This window comes from Kitasatospora sp. NPDC057500 (genome assembly GCF_042802195.1).
Lineage (GTDB): Bacteria > Actinomycetota > Actinomycetes > Streptomycetales > Streptomycetaceae > Kitasatospora.
Genome location: NZ_JBHVER010000080.1, coordinates 8,834 through 31,694, shown reverse-complemented (window position 1 = coordinate 31,694; position 22,861 = coordinate 8,834). Strand labels below are relative to the sequence as shown.

Here is a 22,861-nt window from a genome sequence, read left to right as displayed (position 1 = left end):
GACCCGGGCCACCACACCGTGCGGACGGAGGTGGCAGGCCAGGGCCGCCGCCCCGGCCTGCCCGCCGGGAAGCCGGCCGGCCGCGAGGTCGTGGCCGGCCGGCCCCGCCGGGGCGGGCAGCGGCCCGTCCGGCGGGAGCAGGAGCAGCACGTCGGCGAGGTCGCGCACGCCGCGCCGGGTCAGCTCGGTGGCGGCCTCCTCGGCCGCCGTCGCGGCCTCCTGCCCGGCCCCGGCGACCAGCACCGTGTGCCGGCCGGTCGCGAGGTAGCCGTGCAGGGAGGTGGCACCGGTCCCGCCCACCGGGCGGAGCGGTGCGTCACCGAGCCGTCGGCCGGGGGTCGGACCGCCCGGCGCGGGCGTGCGCCCGACGGCCGGACTGGCCGTCAGATCGAGGTCCAGCTGGGCGAGTTCCGGAACGATGCGGCGTTCCAGGGCGCCGCTGCGGGAGAGTGCGCCGAGCAGCAGGTCGCGCAGAGCGCGGGCCGGGCGCGGCTTGAGCAGCCAGAGCTTCGTCTGCCGCTCGGAGTTGCGCACCGCCCGGGCGGAGGTGGGGCGGCGCTCCGGGTCGTAGCTGTCGAGCAGCGCCGGGTCGCCGCCGCGCAGCACGGCGGCCAGCTTCCAGCCGAGGTCGAAGCCGTCCTGGACGCCGGTGTTGAGGCCCTGGCCGCCGGCCGGGCTGTGGGCGTGCGCGGCGTCCCCGGCCAGGAAGACCGGGCCGTGCCGGAACCGGGCGGCCACCTTGGTGTGCACCCGGAAGCGGCTGGTCCACCAGGTCTCCTGGACGGTCCAGCGGCCCCGGCCGCGGGCGTCCAGGAGCTGCTGGAGCTCGGCGTCGTCCGGCGGTCCGGTCCGGCTGCCCGGGGGCAGGTCGAAGAAGATCCGGTGGCCGCCCTCGGGCAGCGCGACCAGGACCAGCACGCCGTCCGGGCCGAGGTGGTACTGCGCCTCGGTGGGCGGCAGGTCGCCGGCGATCCGGCCGTCGCCGAGCACGAACTCCCGGTCGTAGCTGCTGCCCTCGTAGGGGATGCCGATCGCCTCGCGGACCGTGCTGCGGACGCCGTCGGCGCCGATCAGCCAGGGGACGGAGACGGTCTCGGCGCCGCCGGCCGACTCCAGCCGGACCACCGCCCGGTCCCCGGCCACCTCGACCGAGGTGGCCCGGGTGGCCCACTCGACCCGCCCGCCGAGGCCGAGCAGCCGCTCGTAGAGCAGTTCCTCGGTGACCGGCTGGGGCACGCAGAGCGGCCCGGGGAAGCGGGTGTCGGCCAACGTGCCGAAGGAGACGCCGGCCAGCCGGCGGCCGTTCGACCAGTACGAGGCGCCGGTGAGCGGCAGGGCCCGCTCGGCGACCGCGTCGGCCACGCCGAGGCGGTGCAGCGCCTCCAGGGCGCCGCTCCACATCACCAGGGCCTTGGGCTCGGCGGCGAAGCACTCCCGGCGGTCCACCAGGCGGACCGGCACGCCGTGCTGGAGCAGCGCGCAGGCCGCGGTCAGTCCGGTGGGGCCGGCGCCGACCACGAGGACCTGCGGCGCCGCCGTCATCGGAGCGCCCCGTCGGCCGGGCGGCCGAGGTCCTCCACCAGGGGGTGTCCCAGCCGGTTGGAGAGTTCGCGCAGGGCCTGGGCGGTGAGCCGCTCGGAGACCTCGCGGACGGTCTGCGCGGTGTTCTCGAAGAGCACGGTGTGGAAGCCGAGCCGCCGGGCGGCGTCGAGGTTCTCGGCCGTGTCGTCGATGAAGAGGCAGCGCCCGGCCGGGGTGTCCAGCCGCTCCAGCAGCCGCAGGTAGAGCTCCGCGTCCGGCTTGCGGACCCGCTCGGCCGAGGAGTCGACGACCGCGTCGAAGAGCTCCGCCACCGGGAGGGTGGCCTGCCACCGGGGGCGCCACTCCACCACGTTGTTGGTGAGCAGCGCCGTCCGGTAGCCGCCGGCCCTCAACTGGCGGACGAAGTCCACGAGTCCGGCGTTGGCCCGGCGGCCCTGGAACCACAGCTCGCCGAACGGCCGGCCGCCGAGGGCGGCGGCGGAGCCGGGCGGCAGCTCGGCCAGCAGCCGCTCGGTGAACTCCTGTTCGGTGATCGCCGCGACCTCCAGCTCGGCCATCGGGCTGATCCCGTAGCGCGCGGTGGCGGCCGCGAAGGCGGTGCCGACGGCCTGGAGGTCCAGGCCGGTGCGCATGCCGAACTCGGTGAAGGTCTCGGCGAGCGGGTTGGTCAGCACCCCGCCGTAGTCGAGGACCACGGTGTCGATGCCGTCGGCGGACGGGACGAGGTGGTTCAGCTCCACTGGGTCACCTCGATGGCGAGGGAGGCGACGGTGTTCCCCTCCTGGGAGACGGTGATCACGACCGGGACGGTGACGGCGCCGAGCGCGCCGTCGAAGCTGGCGTCGCCGACCTCGGCGACCGCCTTGGTCACCAGGTCCAGCTCGGCGAAGTCGGAGAACTCGGCCCGCGCCGCGGTGACCACCAGGCTCTCGGCGGGCAGTCCGTGCAGCTTGGCGACGGCGGCCACGGAGAGCTGGCGGGCCGCCTCCAGCTGGAGGTTGCCGGGCACGTGGTCCAGCTGGTGGTCGAACAGGTGGGGGTGGTCGGTGTCCACCACGAGCATCGCCGAGGCGGTGCCGGACTCGCTGACGGACGGCTCGGTCAGCACGATGTTGAACGCGTCCCGCCGTCCGACCAGGGACGGCGCGGAGCGCAGCAGCTGCGGGTGGCGCGGCGAACGCCCGTCCAGCTTCTTGCGGTTGCCGGCCCGCAGCATCTGGAAGGCCCGGTTGGTGACGAAGGTCAGCGAGCCCGAGCCGACGATGGCCGCCTCGCCGTCCAGCCAGAAGGTGCCGGTGAAGTCGAAGCCGAGCACCCGGCCGGCCGGGTTGCGCTTGGGGCGGACGGTGGTGGAGAGCACGGCGTGCGCCGGGCGCGGGCCGATCCGCAGGGCCTCCAGGCCGGAGATGGTGAGGTTCAGGGCGCTGAAGATGAAGGCGCGGTCCAGCGGCACGTCCAGGTAGCGGTGCGCGACCAGCACGCCGGACTGGCGCAGGACCTCGACCAGCAGCAGGAAGTCGTAGCTCCCGCCGCGCTCGCCGACGACGTGGCCGCGCGGCAGCTGGGCCGCGACCTCGAAGGTGTGCTCGTCGCTCGCCGGGTCCGGGTCGCCGACCCGGGCCGAGTCGGTGACGAACACCTCGGCGATGGCGGCGCGGTGCACCAGGTCGCGCGGAACGGTGGAGTCGAACCTCAGCTCGGCGGCGGGCCGGTGGCCCAGGGACTCGTCGGAGTCCGGCAGTCTCAGCAACTCGGGCGTGGCGTTCATGGTGTATCCCCCCGTGGGCAACGTCGGTTTCCCGGATTGAAGGCGCGAAAGGGTGGCTCGGTCTGCCTCGGTGCGTCGGGCCGGTCCCCCCGGCGGCGCCGGCCGGGGTCCTCGCGGTTCCCGGCCTGCGGCAACTGTCCGGCCACGCGCTGACCGTCCGCTGAAGGCGCCGGGAAGGGGTCGGGAAGGCTCCGGGAAGCGGCGCGCGGGGGCGGCGCGGGGCGGGGGCCACCCGGGGAACGGGGCGGGATGAACGCCGGTCATGTCCCTGCCCAAGATCGGCTGGGCTTACACAAACGAAGAGATAACGATCCGGGTTCAGCCCCCCGCCCGGTGGTAACGTCCGCGTGGGGGCGAGACGTCACAACTGCTTTGGGGGGAGCGTTGGCTGACGACGTGTGGTTCGAGGTGCTCGGACCGGTACGGGTCAGACGGGGACAGAGCGCGGCGGACCTGGGACCGCCCCGGCAGCGGGCGGTACTGGCCGTGCTGCTGCTCAACAGCGGGCGCCCGGTGCGCACCGAACGGATCGTCAGCCTGGTCTGGGGCGCCGAAGCCCCGGGACGGAGCGTCAACCTGGTGCAGAAGTACGTCTCCGGGCTGCGCCGGGCGCTCGCCGGGCTGGCCACCCTGGCCTGGACGGACGCCGGGTACGTCCTCGCCGCGTCCGGCACGGTGGACGTCGAGCGGTTCGAGGAACTGCTCGCCGACGGGCGGACGCGGCGGACGACCGGCGACGCGGCGGGCGGCGCGGAGGCGTTCACCGAGGCGGTGGCGCTCTGGCGCGGACCGCTCGCCCAGGGCGTCGACGGGCCGGGGATCGAGCCGCTGCGGCTGCGGCTGGCCGAGGCCAGGCTGGGCGCCCTGGAGGACCTCTTCGACCTGGAGCTGGAGCTGGGCCGGCTGGCCGGCCGGATCCCGGAACTGCGCCGACTGGCGGCCGAACACCCGCTGCGCGAACGCTTCCAGGCGCAGCTGGTGCTGGCGCTGGCCCAGTCCGGACGGCAGGCGGAGGCGCTGGAGGTGTACGAGCGGGTCCGCCGGCTGCTCGCCGAGGAGCACGGCCTGGACCCGGGACCGCACCTGCGGGCCGCCCAGGAGCGGGTGCTGCGGCTGGCCCCGGCGGAGCCGGCCGGGTCCGCACCGGGCCCGGCCCCGCCGGCGGAGCCGCGGCCGGGCCCGGCGCCCGCCCAGGAGCCCCGGTCGGCCGCGCCGGACACTCCCAGACCGGCCCAGCTCCCGCCCGGACCCCGGGGTTTCACCGGACGCCGGGACCACATCGACCGCCTCGCCGAACTGCTGCGCCCCACCGACGGCACCCTGCCGCTGGTCTGCCTGGAGGGCACCGCCGGGGTCGGCAAGACCGCGCTCGCCCTGCACGTCGCCCACCGGGCCGCGGCACTGTTCCCGGACGGCCAGCTCTTCATCGACCTGCACGGCCACGGACGGGCCGCGCAGGGCGGCCCCGCCGAGGTCCTCGGCGGCTTCCTGCGGGCGCTCGGGGTGCCCGCCGAGCGGGTACCGCAGGGGCTCAACGAGCGGATCGGCCTCTACCGCTCCCTGCTGGCCGGCCGCAGCGTGCTGGTGGTGCTGGACAACGCCCGGGACGCCGACCAGGTCCGGCCGCTGCTGCCGGGCGGCGGCGGCAGCGCGGTGCTGGTCACCAGTCGGCGCCGGCTGGTCAGCCTGACCGTCCGGGAGGGCGCGCACCGGCTGGTCGTACCGGTGCTGCCCGCCGCCGAGGCGCGCCGGCTGGTCGACGCGCTGCTCCACCCCGGGCAGGGCGACGACACGGCCGCCGTGGACGAGATCGTCCGGCTCTGCGCCGGGCTGCCGCTGGCCCTGCGGATCGTCGCCGCCAACGCCGCCTACCGCTCCGACGTCCCGCTCGGCCGGATCGCCCGGGAGCTGGCCGTCGACCGGGTGGCCGCGCTCTCCATCCCGGACGAGGCGCAGACCGCGCTGGCCGGCTCGCTCGGCCTCTCCTACGACCTGCTCCGCCCCGATGTGCGCAGCTTCTTCTGCCTGCTCGGACTCGTCCCCGGGCCGGACTTCACGGTGGCCGCCGCCGCCACGATGACCGGCTCGACGGCGGCCACGGCCGGCCGGCAGCTGCGCGAGCTGGAGGTCGCCAACCTGCTGGAGCGGGTGGACGACCGCTACCGCTTCCCGCACGAGCTGCTCCAGCTGTTCGCCCACGAGCACGCCCACCAGCGGCTGACGGCCGTCGACCGGACCGCCGCGCTGGGCCGGCTGTTCGGCTGGTACGTGGCGACCGCCGCGGCGGCGGGCGCCGGCGGCCTCGCCCCGCGCCGCAGCGTCGACCAGGCGGGCGTGGTCACCCCGGACCCGGGCTGCGCCTCCCGGGAGGAGGGCGGTGCGGACCTGCGCGCGGAGTTCGCCAACCTGACCGCCGCCGTCCGCTACGCCGCCGAGTCGGGACCGCTCCCGGTCGCCTGGCAACTCGCCGACGCGCTGCGGGGGTTCTGCAAGCAGCACGCCCTGCTGGCCGAGTGGTGCCGGCTGGCCGAGTCCGGCCTGGCCGCCGCCCGGCGGGCCGGGGACCGCGGCGCCGAGGCGGTCATGCTGCTCAACCTCAGCGACGCCAAGCACAACTCCGCCCTGGTCACGGACGGCGAGGGCTACGCCCGGCTGGCACTGTCGCTCGGCCGGGAACTCGGCCGGCCGCAGATCGAGGCGGCGGCGCTCGACCAGCTCGGCCGCGCCGCCTGGATCCGCGGCACCCTGGCCGAGGCCAGGACGCTGCTCACCGCGGCCGTCGGGCTGCACACCCGCAACGGCGACCCGATCGGCCTGGCCGTCTCGCTCGCCGCGCTCGCCCGGACCGAGTTCGACTCGGGCAACCGCCCCGAGGCCTACCGCCACTACACCCGCTGCCTGCGGCTGGCCCGCACCAGTCGCTCGGAGGCCCTGGAGACCATGGCGCTGGTCGAGCTCGGCATGGCGCACGCCGCGCTGGGCCGGCCGGGGAACGCCCTCCAGTCGCTGCGGGCGGCGCTCTCGCTCGGCCGTACCGGCAACCACCGGCGGGCCGAGGCGCTGGTGCTGGCGATCCTCAGCGTGCTGCACGCCGAGGCCGGGCGGGCCGAGGAGGCCCACGCCTCGGCCCGGGAGGCCCTGCACGCGGCCGAGGCGCACGGCGACCGCTGGACCGAGGCCGAGTGCCTCAACGCCACCGGCGCCGCCGCGCTGGCCGTCGACTGCCCGGCCACCGCCGCCGCCAGGTACGGCGCCGCGCTCACCCTGGCCGGCCGGCTCGGCTACCGGCGGGCCGAGCTGCACGCGCTGGTCGGACTCGCCGAAGCGGCCCTCCAGCAGGGCGAGTTCGGCCGGGCCGCCGACTTCGCCGACCGGGCCCACGCCTCGGCCTCCGCGCTCGGCTACCTGCCGCTCGCGCTCACCGCCCAGCACATCCGGCGCCGGCTGCCGGCCGCCCCGGACCGCACGCCCCGGCCGAGTTCGCTCGGCGTGCACTGACGGAGGCCGGCCGGTGCTGCGGGCTTCCCGGCCCCCGGCACCGGCGGGCCCCCGGCTCCGTCAGCTGTCCAGCCACGTCTCGTCGGAGGCGATCAGCGAGCCGTCGGCGGCGTAGAGCCGGAGCTCGGCCGGGACACCCCGCTTGGCGACGGCGATCCAGCGGGCCCCGGAGTCGCCGAAGGCGAGCACGCCGGGCTCGGCGGTGACGCCGTCGCTCCACCGCACCTCGGCGCGGGCGGCGTCCGGGCGGACCAGGCCGGCCTGGGCCTTGGGGACGTGGAACAGCGGGTCGGCCTCGCCGTTCTTGGACTGGCGGCCCAGCCAGACCTTGGAGAACGGCTCGTCCGGGGCGTCGACGAAGCCCGGCGCGGAGCCCGGCGGTGTGAGCAGGGCCTGCGCCGGAGTCGCCAGCCGCGTGCCGTCCAGGACGTAGTAGAAGACCACGCGGTCCGCGTCCGGGCGCCCGTACTGGTCGATGTACTCCTTGGTCGGCGCCGGCCAGGTGGAGCCGGCGGAGGCGTCCTCCGCCCAGATCAGCCGCGCCTGTTCGTGCATCCGCTCCATGCCCGGGGCCGGCCACAGGGCCGCCCAGACGCTCCACGGCCGGCCGTCCACGGTGCCCGCGAGCACCCGGGTCCGGACCGGGTCCAAGGGGTCGCGGGGGTCCTGCGCGACCGGGGCGGCGCCCGGGACCAGGACGGCGGAGGCGGCGGAGGAGACCACGACCGCCGTGGCGCCGTCCGTCGATGCACCGGCACCGCCGCCCACCCCGCCGTTCACCGCCGCGACCCCGCCCAACGCGGCGACCAGGGCCAGCGCCAGCGCGCCGCTCAGCGACGCCCGCCGTCGGACCACCCGCCGCCGGCCGCCGGCCAGCACGGCCGCGTACGGTGCCGGGCCGGCCTCCAGCGTCCGGGCCAGCCCGGCCAGCGCCAGCGCCACCTCCCCGCCCTCCTCGACCGCGGTGTCCGCCGTGCCCGCCGTGTCCGCGGGCGTGCCGTCGTGGTTCATGCCGCACCTCCGATGCTCGTCATGCCGATGAGTGAGGAGAGCCCGCGCAGCTTGGCGACGCCCTTCGAGGCCTGGCTCTTGACCGTGCCCACCGAGCAGCCCATCGCGGCGGCGGCCTGGGACTCGCTCAGGTCCTCCCAGTACCGCAGCACCACCGCCTGGCGCTGTCCGGGCGGCAGCGTGCCGAGCGCCTCCAGCAGCGCGGCCCGGTCGTCCAGCCGCTCGAAACCGTCCGGCCCGGATCGCTCCGGCACGGCGGTGACCAGCTGCTCCGGCACCCGGCGCCGGAAGCGGCGGGCGTGCTCGTTCACCACGATCCGGCGCACGTAGGCGTACGGCTCGTCGGCCCTGGTGACCCGCCCCCAGGCGACGTAGGTCCGTTCCAGCGCGGTCTGCACCACGTCCTCCGCCAGATAGCGGTCCCCGGTCAGCAGGAACGCCGTGCGCAGCAGACGTGGCCAGGCACCGGTCACGAACGCGTTGAACTCCGCGTCCCGCTCGGCCTTCTTGGCTCCCATGAGTACCTCCTCGCCCCGTCAGAGCCCGGAACGGCCGCGGACCGTTGCCGGGAACCCCGGCGGCCGGCCCGGACGGACCGGCCGAACGACGGCCGGGTGGTGCTGCTCGGCGGCGCCGCCCACCCGATGCTGCACTACGCTGCGAACGGCGCCCGCCGGGCGCTGGCGGACGCGGTGCTGCCGGCGAGCCGGCCGACGGCACCGGCGCGCTCGCGGCGGCCTTCGGCTCGTTCGCCGCCGAACTGCGCGCCCGCACCGCGGCCGTGCAACGGGCCGCCCGGGAGTCGACCAGGCTCCGGCACCCGGCGGGCGGGGCCGCCGAGGCCCGCAACGGGCTGCTCCGCGGGCTCTCCGAAGGCGGGCCGCACGAGCTAGTGGCCTGGGTGCACGGAGTCAAGACCTTTTCATCATCAGATCATCACAACTACGATGGCGAGTCGTGGGCATGATCGACCGTCATCTCCAGATCTGCGTCATCGGCGCAGGTCCGCGCGGCCTCTCGGTACTGGAACGGCTCTGCGCGAACGAACGAAGCAGGCCCGCCGGGGCCTCCGTCACCGTGCACCTGGTGGACCCGGCGCCCCCCGGCGCGGGCCGGGTCTGGCGCACCGACCAGTCCCGGCACCTCCTGATGAACACGGTGGCCTCGCAGATCACCGTGTACACCGACGACAGCGTACGGATCGAGGGCCCGGTCGAACCCGGCCCGAGCCTGTACGAATGGGCCAGATCACTTGCCCAGGAGGGCAGCCCGGACGGCCGACCGGCCCGCCACGACGACCAGACCCGGGCCGAGGCGGCCGACCTCGGCCCGAACACCTACCCGACCCGGGCCTTCTACGGGCAGTACCTGCACGACGCCTTCCGGGCCGTGGTCGCCGCCGCCCCGCCCACCGTGACCGTCCGGGTGCACCGCTCCCGGGCGGTCGCGATGGCCGACGCGCACGGCTTCCCCGGCGGCCCGCAGGGCGTCCGGCTGGAGGACGGCACCCGGCTGAACCGGCTGGACGCCGTCGTGCTCGCCCAGGGCCACGTCCCCGCCCGGCTCACCCCGCGCGAGGCGCGCACCGCCAGCCTGGCCCGGATCCACCACCTCGACTACATCACCCCCGCCAACCCCGCCGACGTCCACATCGGCACCAGACCGGGCCAGAGCGTCCTGCTGCGCGGCCTCGGCCTCAACTTCTTCGACCACATGGCGCTGTTCACGCTCGGCCGGGGCGGCCACTTCGAGCGGGTGGACGGCGCCCTGGTCTACCGGCCCTCCGGCACCGAGCCGAGGCTCTACGCCACCTCCCGGCGCGGCGTGCCGTACCACGCGCGCGGCGAGAACGAGAAGGGCGCCTACGGACGCCACCTGCCGCGACTGCTCACCACCGAGGTGGTCGCCGCGCTGCGCGAACGCGCCCGCCGGGGCGAGCCGGTGCGCTTCGCCACGGACCTCTGGCCGCTGGTCTCCCGCGAGGTGGAGGCCGTCTACTACGGCGCGCTGCTCACCGCCAAGGCCCGCGGCGCCGAGCGCGCGGCCTTCACCGACCGGTTCCTGACCGCCGCCGACCCGACCGCGGTGCTCGACGCGTACGGCCTCCCGCCGGCCGAGCGGTGGAGCTGGGACCGGCTCTCCCGCCCTTACGCCGGAAGGGAGTTCACCGACCGCGCGGACTTCCGCGACTGGCTGCTCGGCCACCTGCGCCAGGACGTCGCCGAGGCCCGGGCCGGAAACCTCAGCGGCCCGCTCAAGGCCGCCCTGGACGTGCTGCGCGACCTGCGCAACGAGATCCGGCTCGCGGTCGACCACGGCGGCATCGAGGGCGCCTCCTACCGGGACGACCTCGACGGCTGGTACACCCCGCTGAACGCCTTCCTGTCCATCGGCCCGCCGGCCGAGCGGATCGAGCAGCTGATCGCGCTGATCGAGGCCGGCGTCCTGGAACTCCTCGGCCCCGGCACCGAGATCAGGATCGACCCGGTCGACCCGGCGTTCACCGCGCACTCCACCGCCGTCCCCGGCCCGCCGGTGCGGGCCTCGGTGCTGGTCGAGGCCCGGCTGCCCGAGCCCGACCTGCGCCGCACCGAGGACCCGCTGCTGCGCCACCTGCTGGACACCGAGCAGTGCGCCCCGTACCGGATCCCCGGCGGGCCCGGCGGCGACCACCAGAGCGGCGGCCTCGCCGTCACCGAGCGGCCCTACCGGCTGCTGGACGCCCGCGGCCGGGCGCACCCGCGCCGCTTCGCGTACGGCGTGCCCACCGAGTCGGTGCACTGGGTGACCGCCGCCGGCATCCGCCCCGGCGTCGACTCGGTGACCCTGGGCGACTCCGACGCCATCGCCCGCGCGGTGCTGGCGCTCTCCCCCGCCCCCGAGTGGCCGGCCGCCGGCCCGTCGCGCACCCGAGCGACCGACGGCACCGAAGGCACCGACGGCGCCGCCGGGACGTTCACCGTGGGCGAGACCGACGAGACGGACGAGACCGAACCGAGAGGCGTCGTCGTATGACCGACCAGCACCCCGCCCCGACCCCGGCGGACACCGACTCCGGACTGCTCTCGCCCGTCCGGGCCGGCACCCCGGTGGAGGCCGCCGTGGCCGACCGCGCCTGGCTCCAGGCCATGCTGGACGCGGAGGCCGCGCTGGCCCGCGCCCAGGCCGGGCTCGGCACGGTGCCCCCCGCCGCGGCCGCCGCGATCACCCGGGCCGCCCGCGCCGAGCACTTCGACGTCCGCGCCCTCGCGCTGGCCTCCCGGGAGACCGCCAACCCGGTGGTCGGCCTGGTCCAGGCGCTGGCCCGGGTGGTGGCCGCCGAGGACCCGGCCGCCGCCGAGTACGTGCACCGCGGCTCGACCAGCCAGGACATCCTGGACACCGGCGCGATGCTGGTCGCCGCCCGCGCCCTGACGCTGATCCGCGCCGACCTGGACCGCACCGCCCGTGCGCTCGCCGCCCTGGCCGCCGACCACCGGGACACCGTGCTGGCCGGACGCACCCTGGCCCTCCAGGCGGTGCCCACCACCTTCGGCCTCAAGGCGGCCGGGTGGCGGCAGCTGGTGCTGGACGCCGACCGCCGGCTCGCCGCCGTACTGGCCGACGGCCTGCCGGTCGCGCTCGGCGGCGCCGCCGGTACCCTGGCCGGCTACCTGGAGTACGCCCGGCTGGACGGCCCGGACCCGGAGGTCGAGGCCGGCGGCTACCTGGACCGGCTGGTGGACGCCTTCGCGGCGGAGACCGGCCTGGCCCGCCCCGCGCTGCCCTGGCACGCGCTGCGCACCCCGATGGCCGACCTGGCCGCCGCGCTGGCCTTCACCACCGGGGCGCTCGGCAAGATCGCGGTGGACGTGCAGTCGCTGACCCGCACCGAGGTCGGCGAGGTGGTCGAGCCGGCCGCCACCGGGCGCGGCGCCTCCTCGGCGATGCCCCACAAGCGCAACCCGGTGCTCTCCACCCTGCTGCGCAGCGCAGCGCTCCAGGTGCCGGTGCTGGCCGCCGGGCTGACCCAGTGCCTGGTCACCGAGGACGAGCGCTCCGGCGGCGCCTGGCACGCCGAGTGGCTGCTGCTGCGCGAGTGCCTGCGGCTGGCCGGCGGCGCCGCGCACACCTCGGTGGAGCTGGCCGAGGGCCTGCTGGTGCGCCCGGAGCGGATGCGGGCCAACCTGGAGCTCACCGGCGGACAGCTGGTCTCCGAGCGGATCGCCGCCCGGCTGGCGCCGAAGCTGGGCAAGGCCGTGGCCAAGCAGCTGCTCACCGAGGTCTCGCTGACCGCCGACCGGGAGGGCCGGCCGCTGGCCGAGGTGCTCGGCGAACAGGCCGAGCTGGCCGGGCACTTCACCCCGGCCGAGGTCGCCGGGCTGTGCGACCCGGCCGGGTACACCGGCGCCGCCGCCGCCCTGGTGGACCGCGCGCTGCGGGACTGAACGCCCGTCGGGATCCCGGCCCCGGGATCCCGACGCCGCCGTGCGCGGCTCAGCGGCTTCGGCGCCGCGGGCGCCTTCGGCCACCTCGCCGGCGGCCTCACCGGCGTCCGCGCCGTCCTGCTGCCGGACTTCGCCGGCTGCGGCGACACCGAGGACGCCGGCCGCGAGCCGACCCCCGAACTGCTCCCCGAGCAGATCTCCGCCGTGATCGGGGCGGCCGGCGACGGCCCGGCCGGCGTGGTCGGCCTCTCGCTCGGCTCGACGGTCGCGCTCACCGTCGCCGCATGCGCCCCGAACTGGCGCGCAGCCCGGTGCTCACGGCCGGCCGGAGCCGCCCCGACGACGCCCGCCCGCGCACCCACATGACCACCTGGCGCGCCGTCCGCGGCGACGCCGACGCCTTCGGCCGGTCGGCAGGCGACCAGCCGACCGGGGGCGCTGCGCCACGTCGACCTCAGCCCGCGCGTCGGCATCCGCCCGCTGCTGCCCCGGACCACCGCCCCGCACCCTGGTCATCGGCCGCACCCGGGACGCCACCGTCCCGGCCGGCCCCACCCGCGAGCTCGCCGACCCGATCACCGGCAGCACCCACGCGGAGATCGACAGCGGCCACGTCGTCGTCCGCGAGCGGGCCGAGGCCCGGGCCCGGCTGGTCCGCGGCTTCGTCCTCCGGGAGGACCGAGCCCTCCGGCCGGCACCGCGTCCACGCCCCGGGTCGCGGCATCCCCAACCCGGGGCGCGGGCACGCAGCCCCGTCCCTCACGCACGGCGACCGCCCGTCGGCGGACGGTGCCGGCGACGCCCCGCGCCGGGGTTGGCAGCGGACGGGCGTCCCCTGTGACACTGGAGGCGCTCGAAAACCGAGGTGCGCTCCGCCGCATCTCCTTGCGAACCTAGAGGGATGCCCGCCGTGAGTTCTCCCGCAGTCCAGTCCGCCGCCGAGTCCCCCCGGAGCGAGGGCCCCGGCATCGGCGAGCTGGCCGCGCGCCTGCCCGAACTGACCCTGCGCGACCAGGTGCGGATCGGCCGCCGGCTGGACGGCGCGCGCCGGGTCCGCAAGCCCGAGGCCCGCGCGAAGATCGCCGCCGAGATCGCCTCCGACATCGCCAGGGCCGAGCTGCTGGTCGAGCGCCGCCGCGCCGCGGTGCCGGCCATCGACTACCCCGCCGAGCTGCCGGTCAGCCAGAAGAGGGACGAGATCCTCGAAGCCGTCCGCGACCACCAGGTGGTGATCGTGGCGGGCGAGACCGGCTCCGGCAAGACCACCCAGATCCCGAAGATCTGCCTGGAGCTGGGCCGCGGCGTACGCGGCCTGGTCGGCCACACCCAGCCGCGCCGGATCGCCGCCCGCACGGTGGCCGAGCGGGTCGCCGAGGAGCTGCGCAGCCCGCTCGGCGAGGCGGTCGGCTGGAAGGTCAGGTTCACCGACCAGGTCGGCCCGGACACCCTGGTCAAGCTGATGACCGACGGCATCCTGCTCGCCGAGATCCAGACCGACCGCGAGCTGCGCCAGTACGACACCCTGATCATCGACGAGGCCCACGAGCGCAGCCTCAACATCGACTTCCTGCTCGGCTACCTCAAGCAGCTGCTGCCCCGCCGCCCCGACCTCAAGGTGATCATCACCTCGGCGACCATCGACCCGGAGCGGTTCTCCCGGCACTTCGAGGACGCCCCGATCGTCGAGGTCTCCGGCCGCACCTACCCGGTCGAGGTCCGCTACCGCCCGATCGTCGACGAGAACGACGAGGAAGGCGACGGCGACGAGGCGGACCGCGACCGCGACCAGGTCCAGGCGATCTGCGACGCCGCCGAGGAGCTCCAGGCCGAGGGCCCGGGCGACATCCTGGTCTTCCTCTCCGGCGAGCGCGAGATCCGCGACACCGCCGACGCGCTCGCCAAGCTGAAGCTGAAGAGCACCGAGATCCTGCCGCTGTACGCCCGGCTGAGCTCCGCCGAGCAGCACAAGGTCTTCCAGCGCTCCGGCTCCCGCCGGATCGTGCTGGCCACCAACGTCGCCGAGACCAGCCTCACCGTCCCCGGCATCAAGTACGTGATCGACCCGGGCACCGCCCGGATCTCCCGCTACAGCCACCGCACCAAGGTCCAGCGGCTGCCGATCGAGGCGATCAGCCAGGCCAGCGCCAACCAGCGCAAGGGCCGCTGCGGCCGCACCTCGGACGGCATCTGCATCCGGCTCTACTCGGAGGAGGACTTCCTCTCCCGCCCCGAGTTCACCGACGCCGAGATCCTGCGCACCAACCTGGCCTCGGTCATCCTCCAGATGACCGCCGCCGGCCTCGGCGACATCGCCGCCTTCCCGTTCCTGGACCCGCCGGACTCCCGCAACATCAAGGACGGCATCAGCCTGCTGCACGAGCTGGGCGCGATCGACCCGGACGAGAAGGACGTCCGCAAGCGGCTCACCCCGCTCGGCCGCAAGCTGTCCCAGCTCCCGGTGGATCCCCGGATGGCCCGGATGGTGCTGGAGGCAGACAAGAACGGCTGCGTGCGCGACGTCATGGTGATCGCCGCCGCGCTCTCCATCCAGGACCCGCGCGAGCGCCCCGCCGAGAAGCGCCAGGCCGCCGACGAGCGGCACCGCCGGTTCGGCTCGGAGACCTCCGACTTCCTCTCCTTCCTGTCCATGTGGCGCTACGTGCGCGAGCAGCAGCGCGAGCTCTCCTCCTCCGCGTTCCGCCGGATGTGCAAGGCCGAGTTCCTCAACTACCTGCGGATACGGGAGTGGCAGGACATCTACTCCCAGCTGCGCACGGTCGCCAAGCAGCTGGGCGTCACCATCGAGGAGGCGCACGAGGACGCCGAGCCGGACGCCGACCGGATCCACCAGTCGCTGCTGGCCGGCCTGCTCTCCCACATCGGCCTGTACGACGTGGAGAAGCGCGAGTACGGCGGCGCGCGCGGCGCCCGGTTCGCGGTCTTCCCCGGCTCGGGCCTGTTCAAGAAGCCGCCGCGCTGGGTGATGTCCGCCGAACTGGTGGAGACCTCCCGGCTCTGGGCCCGGATCAACGCGAAGATCGAGCCGGAGTGGGTCGAGCCGCTGGCCGGACACCTGGTGAAGCGAAGCCACAGCGAGCCGCACTGGGAGAAGAAGGCCGGGGCCGTCATGGCCTTCGAGAAGGTCACCCTCTACGGGGTGCCGGTGGTCGCGCAGCGCAAGGTCAACTACGGCCGGATCGACCCCGAGCTCTGTCGCGAGCTGTTCATCCGCAACGCCCTGGTCGAGGGCGACTGGGAGACCCACCACCGCTTCTTCGCCGAGAACCGCAAGCTGCTCAGCGAGGTCGAGGAGCTGGAGAACCGGGCCCGCCGCCGGGACATCCTGGTCGACGACCAGACCCTGTTCGACTTCTACGACGGCCGGCTGCCCGACGACGTCGTCTCCACCCGGCACTTCGACTCCTGGTGGAAGCAGGCCCGCCGGGAGCAGCCCGACCTGCTCAACTTCGAGAAGTCGATGCTGATCAACGACGCCGCCGACGGCGTCACCGAGGCCGACTACCCGGACTACTGGCAGCAGGGCGCCCTCCGGTTCAAGCTCACCTACCAGTTCGAGCCGGGCAGCGACGCGGACGGCGTGACCGTGCACATCCCGCTGCCGGTGCTCAACCAGGTCACCGCGGAGGGCTTCGACTGGCAGATCCCGGGCCTGCGCGAGGAACTGGTCACCGCCTGGATCAAGGCGCTGCCGAAGGCGGTGCGGCGCAACTTCGTGCCCGCCCCGGACTACGCCCGCGCCGCGCTGCGCGAGCTGAGGAACCACCAGGAGCGCCAGGAACCCCTGCTCCCGGCCCTGGAGCACGCCCTGAAGCGGCTGACGGCCGTCACGGTGCCCCCGGAGGCCTGGGACGAGGAACGGGTCCCCGAGCACCTCAAGGTGACCTTCCGGGTGGTGGACGGCCGCAAGAGGCTCGCCGAGTCCAAGGACCTGGAGGAGCTGCGGCAGCGCCTCAACCCGAAGCTGAAGGAGACGCTCTCCTCGGCCGCCTCCGGCCGGGGCATCGAGCGCTCCGGGCTGACCGCCTGGCCGGAGGGCCTGCCGGTGCTGCAACGCACCTTCGAGCAGCGCTCCCGGGGCCACTCGCTGCGCGCCTACCCGGCGCTGGTGGACGAGCGGGAGACGGTCGGCATCCGGCTGTTCGACACCCCGGAGGCGCAGCAGCAGGCGATGTGGGAGGGCACCCGGCGGCTGCTGGTGCTCTCCACCAACTCGCCCGCCAAGTCGATCCAGGGCCGGCTGGGCAACCAGGCCAAGCTCGCGCTGTCGTACAACCCGCACGGTTCGATCCCGGCGCTGTTCGAGGACGTGGTGGCCTGCGCGGCGGACCGGCTGATGACCCTGGCCGGCGGTCCGGCCTGGGACGAGGCGGCGTTCGGCGTGCTGCGCGACAAGGTCCGGGCCGATCTGTACGACCTGTCGGCGGACACCACGCTGAAGACCGCCACCGCGCTGATCGCCTTCCACAAGGCCTCGACCCGGCTGAAGTCGGTGAGCAGCCCGGTGCTGCTGAACGCGGTGAACGACATCCGGCTGCACCTGGCCTCGCTGGTGCACCCCGGCTTCGTCACCGGGACCGGCTGGCAGCGGCTGCCCGACCTCAAGCGCTACCTGCTGGCGGTGGACCGCCGGCTGGAGGCGCTGCCCAACCACCCGCAGCGGGACGCCCAGCAGCTGCTGAAGGTGCAGCAGGTCCAGCAGGCCTACGGGGAGCTGCTGGCGGCCGTGCCGGCCGGGCGGGAGCCGTCCCCGGAGGTGCGGGCGATCCGCTGGATGATCGAGGAGCTGCGGGTCAGCTTCTTCGCGCAGTCGCTGGGCACGCCCTCGCCGGTCTCGGAGAAGCGGATCACCAAGGCGATGGAGGCGGCCAGGGCCACGCTCTGAGCTGCGGTGGGGCCCCTCGGGAGCCGGTTCGACCTGGGGGCCCCACATGGGCTACGATCTGTCTTGTTCGCAGCGCGGCCCGAAAGGGAAAGCGGAGCGGACGGATCAGGAACACTCTGGTCCCGTGGAGCAGTTGGTTAGCTCGCCACCCTGTCAAGGTGGAGGTCGCGGGTTCAAGTCCCGTCGGGATCGCCGTAGGCGAAAGGCCCGGAACCGTTTGGTTCCGGGCCTTTCGCATTTCCCGGGCCGGCCCTTTTACCCGGACTAGGTCTAGACCACAAGTGACCGTGCGTGTGATAGTCGTCACCCGCCTTTCCCGGGAACCACCCCTTCGAACACCCTTCCCAGAAGGCGCTAATTTAATATGTAAAATTGTACTGCCATTCACAGTAAATCCCCCCCACCTCTTCCCCCTCAAATCGTTATCCGGAGTTCAACATTCCGGGTGGATCGCACGAGTACGACAGTCCTGTAGAAGAACTCCTCGGGGCGCCCCGGAAACAAACAAAGGGGCTGCTTACCGGACCCGGCGGAGTCCGGTAAGCAGCCCCTTCGAAAGAGCCTTGAGCGTTCGACCTGTCAGGCCTCGGTGCGCTGCGCCGGAATACCGGCCAGCAGGGCGCGCACCTCCGCCTCACGGTAACGGCGATGGCCGCCCAGCGTGCGGATCGACGTGAGCTTGCCGGCCTTGGCCCAGCGGGTCACGGTCTTGGGATCCACACGGAACATGGTGGCGACCTCTGCCGGAGTCAGCAGGGGCTCGGCATCGGGGGTACGAGCGGTCATGAGCGGCCTCCTCGGGAGAACCGAACCAGGGCGGTTCTATCCTTCAAATTCTGCACCTTGGCCCGCGATGCCCGAAATGGCATAGACGGGCCGAGTCGGTTATAGGACGAACGGCTTGTCCTGGTGTCTACAACTACACCATCCGTCCAGCCCTATCGACCAAACCGCCAAAATTGACCCCTCACGGGTTCAAGCCCGACGGATGGCGATGGACCACCCCATAACGGGCGGTCACCCTATAGTGACATTAGGTTACGAGGGGACCAGACCCGCCGTTTCCCCGCAAAGCACGCATCGACTCCAGAACCACCCAAAAGTGGGCACGCTCACGTGAACTTGGGCTGGTTGTCCCATTTTTGCACATAGGGGTGAGTTCGCGTCAACAGTGAGTAGTGTCACGTTCGAGAGGTATTGACCCGAACCGGGACCTTGGTCATACGGCTCGGGCCGTAGGACTCTTACAGTCTTACAAGTACCACCGGCACCCGCTCCGGCCAGCGGTGACGTCCCCTCAGCCGACCCGCCCCGGCCCTCACCCGCCCCCACCCGGCTCAGTTCGCGTGGCGCAGCGCCAGCACCCGCCGCCAGCGCACGGTCAGCGCCTCGTACGCGCGCAGCGCCTCCGCCGAGTCCCCGGCCCGCAGCGCCCGCAGCCCGTCCTCCAGCTCCCCGGCCGAACGGTCCGCCAACAGCCGCTCCGCTCCCAGCAGATGCACCAGCCCCCCGTAGTCCAGCTCCACCAGCGACCGCGGATGGAACTCCTCCAGCCACCGACCCACCTGTTCCGCCCCCCGCACCAGTTCCCCTTCCGGCACCGCCTCGCGCAGCGCCCGGTACGCCCGGGCCACCCGGCGGCGCGCCTGCGCCATCGGCGTCAGGTAGAACAGCGACGCCTGGTCCCCCCGGACCCCTTCCCCACCCTTCTCCCCCGTCCCTGCGGGAACGAAGCATCGATCCTCGTCCCCGAACGGAAGGAACCACCGGACCGGCACCTCCCAGCGGCTGGTGAGGATCCACGGCCGGGCGTCCGGGTGCTCCGAACGCCAGCGCTCGCGGTCCGCCTCGGCCTCCGCCCGGGTGGCCGGCGGCAGCGCGGTGTCCAGCAGCGCCACCGGCGCACCGTCCCGCAGTTCCTCCAGCGCCTGCCAGTTGCGCAGCCTGGTCGCCCACGGACAGATGTACAGCACCCCGTCCACCAGCCGGACGAAGGCCCGCTCGCTCTCCCGCTCGGGCAGCGCCCGCGGGGTGCGGCCGACCAGTTCGGCCAGCGCCGTGCGCTGCTCCGCCAGCGCCGCCGCGGCCACCGAGCGGCCCGCCTCCGGCGCGTCCGGGCCGTGCTCCGCCGCGTAGGCCTGCCAGTGCGCCCGCTCGGGCTCCGGGTAGGCGGCCAGCGGCTCGTAGACCCGCAGGTGCGCGGCGTAGGGCGGCAGCACGGAGGTACGGACGACGGTCACGTCCTGCATCGTCGCACGCACCCCCCGGCGCGGGGGAGGGTCCGGCCGCCCGTCACCCGGCGGGCGGCGGGCCCGGGCGCCGTTCGCGGACGCACCCGGGGGACACGAACGGGCTGCTGGCGCCCACCCCCGTCTCACCTCTCGGACAACCGGCCCGACCTTCGCCAAGGGGGCGGATCGCCGGCGCCCTCGGGACTACGCTTCGCCCTAGGCGCCCGCACCACAGCAAGCGGGCCTCGAATACTGGAGTCACCACAGTGACCGACGTACAGACCGCCGCCCCCGCCCACTCCGCACCCGGCGTGCTCGGCAGGATCTTCGGCAACTCCCAGGACGGCGCCACCGGCGACGGCCACGAGCAGGTCGTGCTCTGCCACGACCGCTCCTCCGGGCTGAAGGCGATCATCGCCATCCACTCCACCGCGCTGGGCCCGGCCCTCGGCGGCACCCGGTTCTTCCCGTACGCCTCCGAGGAGGCGGCGCTGGAGGACGCGCTCAACCTCTCCCGCGGCATGTCCTACAAGAACGCGCTGGCCGGGCTCGACCTCGGCGGCGGCAAGGCCGTCATCATCGGCGACCCGAACAAGGACAAGAACGAGGCGATGCTCCGCGCCTACGGCCGCTTCGTGGAGTCGCTGCGCGGCCGCTACATCACCGCCTGCGACGTGGGCACCTACGTCCAGGACATGGACGTGGTGGCCCGCGAGACCGGGTTCGTCACCGGCCGCTCGCCCGAGCAGGGCGGCGCCGGCGACTCGTCCATCCTGACCGCCTTCGGCGTCTTCCAGGGCATGCGCGCCTCCGCCCAGGCCCGCTGGGGCCAGCCCACCCTGCGCGGCAAGCGGGTCGGCGTGGCCGGCGTCGGCAAGGTCGGCCACTACCTGGTCGGCCACCTGGTCGCGGACGGCGCCACCGTCGTCGTCACCGACGTCTCCGAGGCCGCGGTCAACCGCGTGCGGGCCGCCCACCCGGAGGTGGAGGTCGTCGCCGACACCGCCGCGCTGCTCCAGGCCAAGCTGGACGTCTACGCCCCCTGCGCGCTCGGCGGTGCCCTCACCGACGACAGCGTGGCCGCGCTGGGCGAGTTCGGCACCGTCATCGTCTGCGGCGCCGCCAACAACCAGCTGGCCCACCCGGGCGTCGAGAAGGACCTCGCCGACCGCGGCATCCTCTACGCCCCGGACTACCTGGTGAACTCCGGCGGCGTCATCCAGGTCGCCGACGAGATCGACGGCTTCAACTTCGAGCGCGCCAAGAACAAAGCCACGAAGATCTTCGACACCACCCTGGAGATCTTCACCCGGGCCGCCTCCGACGGCGTGCCGCCGGCCGTCGCCGCCGACCGCCTCGCCGAGAAGCGGATGCGCGAGATCAGCGCGCTGCGCTCGGTGCTGCTGCCGGGCGCCCGCCGGGGCTGATCCCGGCCCTCGACGGATCACCCGCGCGGGGGACGGCCGCCCGCCGTCCCCCGCGCATCACTCGCGCATCACGATGTGGAACCGGATTCTCGATTCTGCGCCCGATCGGGTGATCCAACGTCCCCCTTGGGGGGATAATCGATGAGGAAACAACGGACCCGAGACACCTCCGGACAGCGTGCAGAAAGCCGCAAAACCTCCCCTGACCTGGGACGACCTGGTCGCGGGTGCGGCTGGTGCGCGCCACGTCACACCGACGACGTACCGTCCAGCGGCAGAAACAGGTACCGTTGATGCTCCAAGGGACGGTTCTCCCCATTCGGGCAGGCCGCTCTTGATCATGAACACGTGTCAGACTCGGGGCCGTGAGCCCCATCGTTGAGGGGGTCGACCCATGGGGCGCGGCCGGGCCAAGGCCAAGCAGACGAAGGTCGCCCGCGAGCTGAAGTACAACAGCGGCGGGTTCGACGCCAATCGTCTCTCCAGCGAGCTGGGCGTATCGCCCTCCACCTCCCCGATCGAGCCGGAGCCGATCGAAGAGGACGAGGACGACGACCCTTACGCGGAGTATGCGGCTCGTTACGCCGATGACGGCGAGGACGACGACACCGAGTCGGGTACCGGGCCCTCCCAGGCCCGCCGTCGCGCGTAGTCTCCCAGTCTGACCTGACCGGCCACGGTGCCCAGCGCACCGGGCCGGTCTTCGGCGTTCCCGCGTCCCCGTGCCGTGCCCCGAGGGCCCACGCGCGGCCCCGCGGAGAAGCCGTGCGAAGGCCCCGCCGACGGCATGCCGGCGGGGCCCGTCACGCTCTTCGCGCTCAGCCCGCCGTGAAGCCCTCGTAGGCGTTGTAGAGGGCCGCGCCGTCCGTGTGCTCGGCGGTGCGCTCGACGATGTCGCCCAGCACCCAGGACTCCACGCCGCGGTCCTCCAGGACCGCCAGCACGGTGTCCACCGAGTGCGGCGGGACGACCGCGACCATGCCGACGCCCATGTTGAGCGTCTTCTCGATCTCCAGGGTGGCCACCTTGCCGACCTCGGCGACGGTCCGGAAGACCGGCAGCGGGCTCCAGGTGCCGCGGTCCAGGCGGGCGTGCAGGCCGTCCGGGATCACCCGGGCCAGGTTGGCCGCCAGGCCGCCGCCGGTGACGTGCGAGAAGGCGTGCACCTCGGCGGCGCGGATCAGCGCCAGGCAGTCCAGCGAGTAGATCCGGGTCGGCTCCAGCAGCTCCTCGCCGAGCGTGCGGCCGAACTCCTCGACCTTGCGGTCCAGCTTCCAGCCGGCCTGGTTCAGCAGCACGTGGCGGACCAGCGAGTAGCCGTTGGAGTGCAGGCCGGAGGCGGCCATCGCGATCACCACGTCGCCGGCCCGGACGCGCTCGGCGCCCAGCAGCGCGTCCGCCTCGACGACGCCGGTGCCGGCGCCCGCGACGTCGTACTCGTCCGGACCGAGCAGGCCGGGGTGCTCGGCGGTCTCGCCGCCGACCAGGGCGCAGCCGGCCAGCGCGCAGCCCTCGGCGATGCCCTTGACGATCGCGGCGACCCGCTCCGGGACGACCTTGCCGACGCAGATGTAGTCGGTCATGAACAGCGGCTCGGCGCCGCAGACCACGATGTCGTCGACGACCATGCCGACCAGGTCGTGGCCGATGGTGTCGTGCTTGTCCATGGCGGCCGCGATGGCGACCTTGGTGCCCACGCCGTCGGTGGCCGAGGCCAGCAGCGGCCGCTCGTAGTCCTTGAAGGCGGAGACGTCGAAGAGGCCGGCGAAGCCGCCGAGACCGCCGACCACCTCGGGGCGGTTGGCCTTCTTCACCCACTGCTTCATGAGCTCGACGGCGCGGTCGCCCGCCTCGATGTCCACGCCGGCGGCGGCGTAGGTGGCGCCGTTCTGGTCGGTAGTCACTGCTGTGCGGCCCTTTCGGGTCTGTGGTGGGGGTTGGAACGGCGGTGGGGGGGCCGGGGGGGGGGCCCCCCCCCCGGGGGGGGGGGAGGGCGGGGCCGCCCCGGGGGCGCCCCCCCCCCCCCCCCCCCCCCCACCGCGGCCCCCCCCGCC

14 protein-coding genes and 1 tRNA gene are annotated in these 22,861 nt (G+C 74.3%); 7 read left to right on the top strand and 8 right to left on the bottom strand.

The window, feature by feature from the left end; translation table 11 throughout:
• The 3 genes from ACFU74_RS18835 to ACFU74_RS18825 all read right to left on the bottom strand — a co-directional run.
• Positions 1–1,542 (bottom strand): FAD-dependent monooxygenase (locus tag ACFU74_RS18835; protein WP_380757995.1); only part of this gene is annotated, 1,542 nt, incomplete at its 3' end.
• Positions 1,539–2,282 (bottom strand): HAD family hydrolase, encoded by a 744-nt coding sequence (locus ACFU74_RS18830; RefSeq protein WP_380757993.1) that lies wholly within the window; start codon positions 2,280–2,282, stop codon positions 1,539–1,541. The genes ACFU74_RS18830 and ACFU74_RS18835, both read right to left, overlap by 4 nt.
• Positions 2,273–3,310: a ScbA/BarX family gamma-butyrolactone biosynthesis protein gene (locus ACFU74_RS18825; protein WP_380757991.1), complete on the bottom strand. Its 1,038-nt coding sequence runs from the start codon at positions 3,308–3,310 to the stop codon at positions 2,273–2,275. Before ACFU74_RS18825 ends, ACFU74_RS18830 begins: the two co-directional genes overlap by 10 nt.
• A 384-nt stretch (positions 3,311–3,694) precedes the next feature.
• On the opposite strand from ACFU74_RS18825, the gene ACFU74_RS18820 reads away from it, so the two are divergent.
• A complete protein-coding gene (locus ACFU74_RS18820) occupies positions 3,695–6,808 on the top strand; it encodes a BTAD domain-containing putative transcriptional regulator (RefSeq protein ID WP_380757989.1) in 3,114 nt (1,037 codons plus the stop codon).
• A 60-nt stretch (positions 6,809–6,868) separates the two neighbouring features.
• Here ACFU74_RS18820 and ACFU74_RS18815 read toward each other — a convergent pair whose 3' ends face one another.
• Both ACFU74_RS18815 and ACFU74_RS18810 read right to left on the bottom strand, forming a co-directional pair.
• Positions 6,869–7,819, bottom strand: a complete 951-nt coding sequence (locus ACFU74_RS18815) for a hypothetical protein (RefSeq protein ID WP_380757987.1) — start codon at positions 7,817–7,819, stop codon at positions 6,869–6,871.
• Positions 7,816–8,337, bottom strand: a complete 522-nt coding sequence (locus ACFU74_RS18810) for a SigE family RNA polymerase sigma factor (protein ID WP_380757985.1) — start codon at positions 8,335–8,337, stop codon at positions 7,816–7,818. The genes ACFU74_RS18815 and ACFU74_RS18810 overlap by 4 nt, the downstream gene beginning before the upstream one ends.
• Positions 8,338–8,782: 445 nt before the next feature.
• On the opposite strand from ACFU74_RS18810, the gene ACFU74_RS18805 reads away from it, so the two are divergent.
• From ACFU74_RS18805 to ACFU74_RS18790, 4 genes are all read left to right on the top strand, one after another.
• Positions 8,783–10,834 carry an FAD/NAD(P)-binding protein gene (locus ACFU74_RS18805; RefSeq protein WP_380757997.1) on the top strand — a complete coding sequence of 684 codons (2,052 nt, stop codon included), beginning with the start codon at positions 8,783–8,785 and terminating at the stop codon, positions 10,832–10,834.
• Positions 10,831–12,246, top strand: a complete 1,416-nt coding sequence (gene pcaB / locus ACFU74_RS18800) for a 3-carboxy-cis,cis-muconate cycloisomerase (protein WP_380757983.1) — start codon at positions 10,831–10,833, stop codon at positions 12,244–12,246. Before ACFU74_RS18805 ends, pcaB begins: the two co-directional genes overlap by 4 nt.
• 910 nt (positions 12,247–13,156) lie before the next feature.
• The gene (gene hrpA / locus ACFU74_RS18795) at positions 13,157–17,149 is read left to right on the top strand and encodes an ATP-dependent RNA helicase HrpA (RefSeq protein WP_380757981.1); all 3,993 of its coding nucleotides are present in this window, start codon (positions 13,157–13,159) and stop codon (positions 17,147–17,149) included.
• A gap of 118 nt (positions 17,150–17,267) precedes the next feature.
• A tRNA-Asp gene (locus ACFU74_RS18790) sits at positions 17,268–17,341 on the top strand.
• Between the two features lie 387 nt (positions 17,342–17,728).
• On the opposite strand, the gene bldC is transcribed toward ACFU74_RS18790, so the two are convergent.
• Entirely contained in the window at positions 17,729–17,935 is a 207-nt protein-coding gene (gene bldC / locus ACFU74_RS18785; protein ID WP_014137253.1) for a developmental transcriptional regulator BldC, read from the bottom strand.
• A gap of 551 nt (positions 17,936–18,486) precedes the next feature.
• Positions 18,487–19,398 (bottom strand): hypothetical protein, encoded by a 912-nt coding sequence (locus ACFU74_RS18780; RefSeq protein ID WP_380757979.1) that lies wholly within the window; start codon positions 19,396–19,398, stop codon positions 18,487–18,489.
• Positions 19,399–19,646: 248 nt separating this feature from the next.
• Between ACFU74_RS18780 and ACFU74_RS18775 the strand changes: the two genes are divergently transcribed.
• Together ACFU74_RS18775 and ACFU74_RS18770 are read left to right on the top strand one after the other, a co-directional pair.
• Entirely contained in the window at positions 19,647–20,807 is a 1,161-nt protein-coding gene (locus ACFU74_RS18775; protein WP_380757977.1) for a Glu/Leu/Phe/Val dehydrogenase dimerization domain-containing protein, read from the top strand.
• Positions 20,808–21,201: 394 nt separating this feature from the next.
• Entirely contained in the window at positions 21,202–21,459 is a 258-nt protein-coding gene (locus ACFU74_RS18770) for a DUF3073 domain-containing protein (RefSeq protein ID WP_327679361.1), read from the top strand.
• A gap of 166 nt (positions 21,460–21,625) precedes the next feature.
• Here ACFU74_RS18770 and purM read toward each other — a convergent pair whose 3' ends face one another.
• Complete coding sequence (gene purM, locus ACFU74_RS18765) at positions 21,626–22,711, bottom strand: phosphoribosylformylglycinamidine cyclo-ligase (protein WP_380757975.1); 1,086 nt, start codon at positions 22,709–22,711, stop codon at positions 21,626–21,628.
• Between the last annotated feature and the right edge of the window lie 150 nt (positions 22,712–22,861).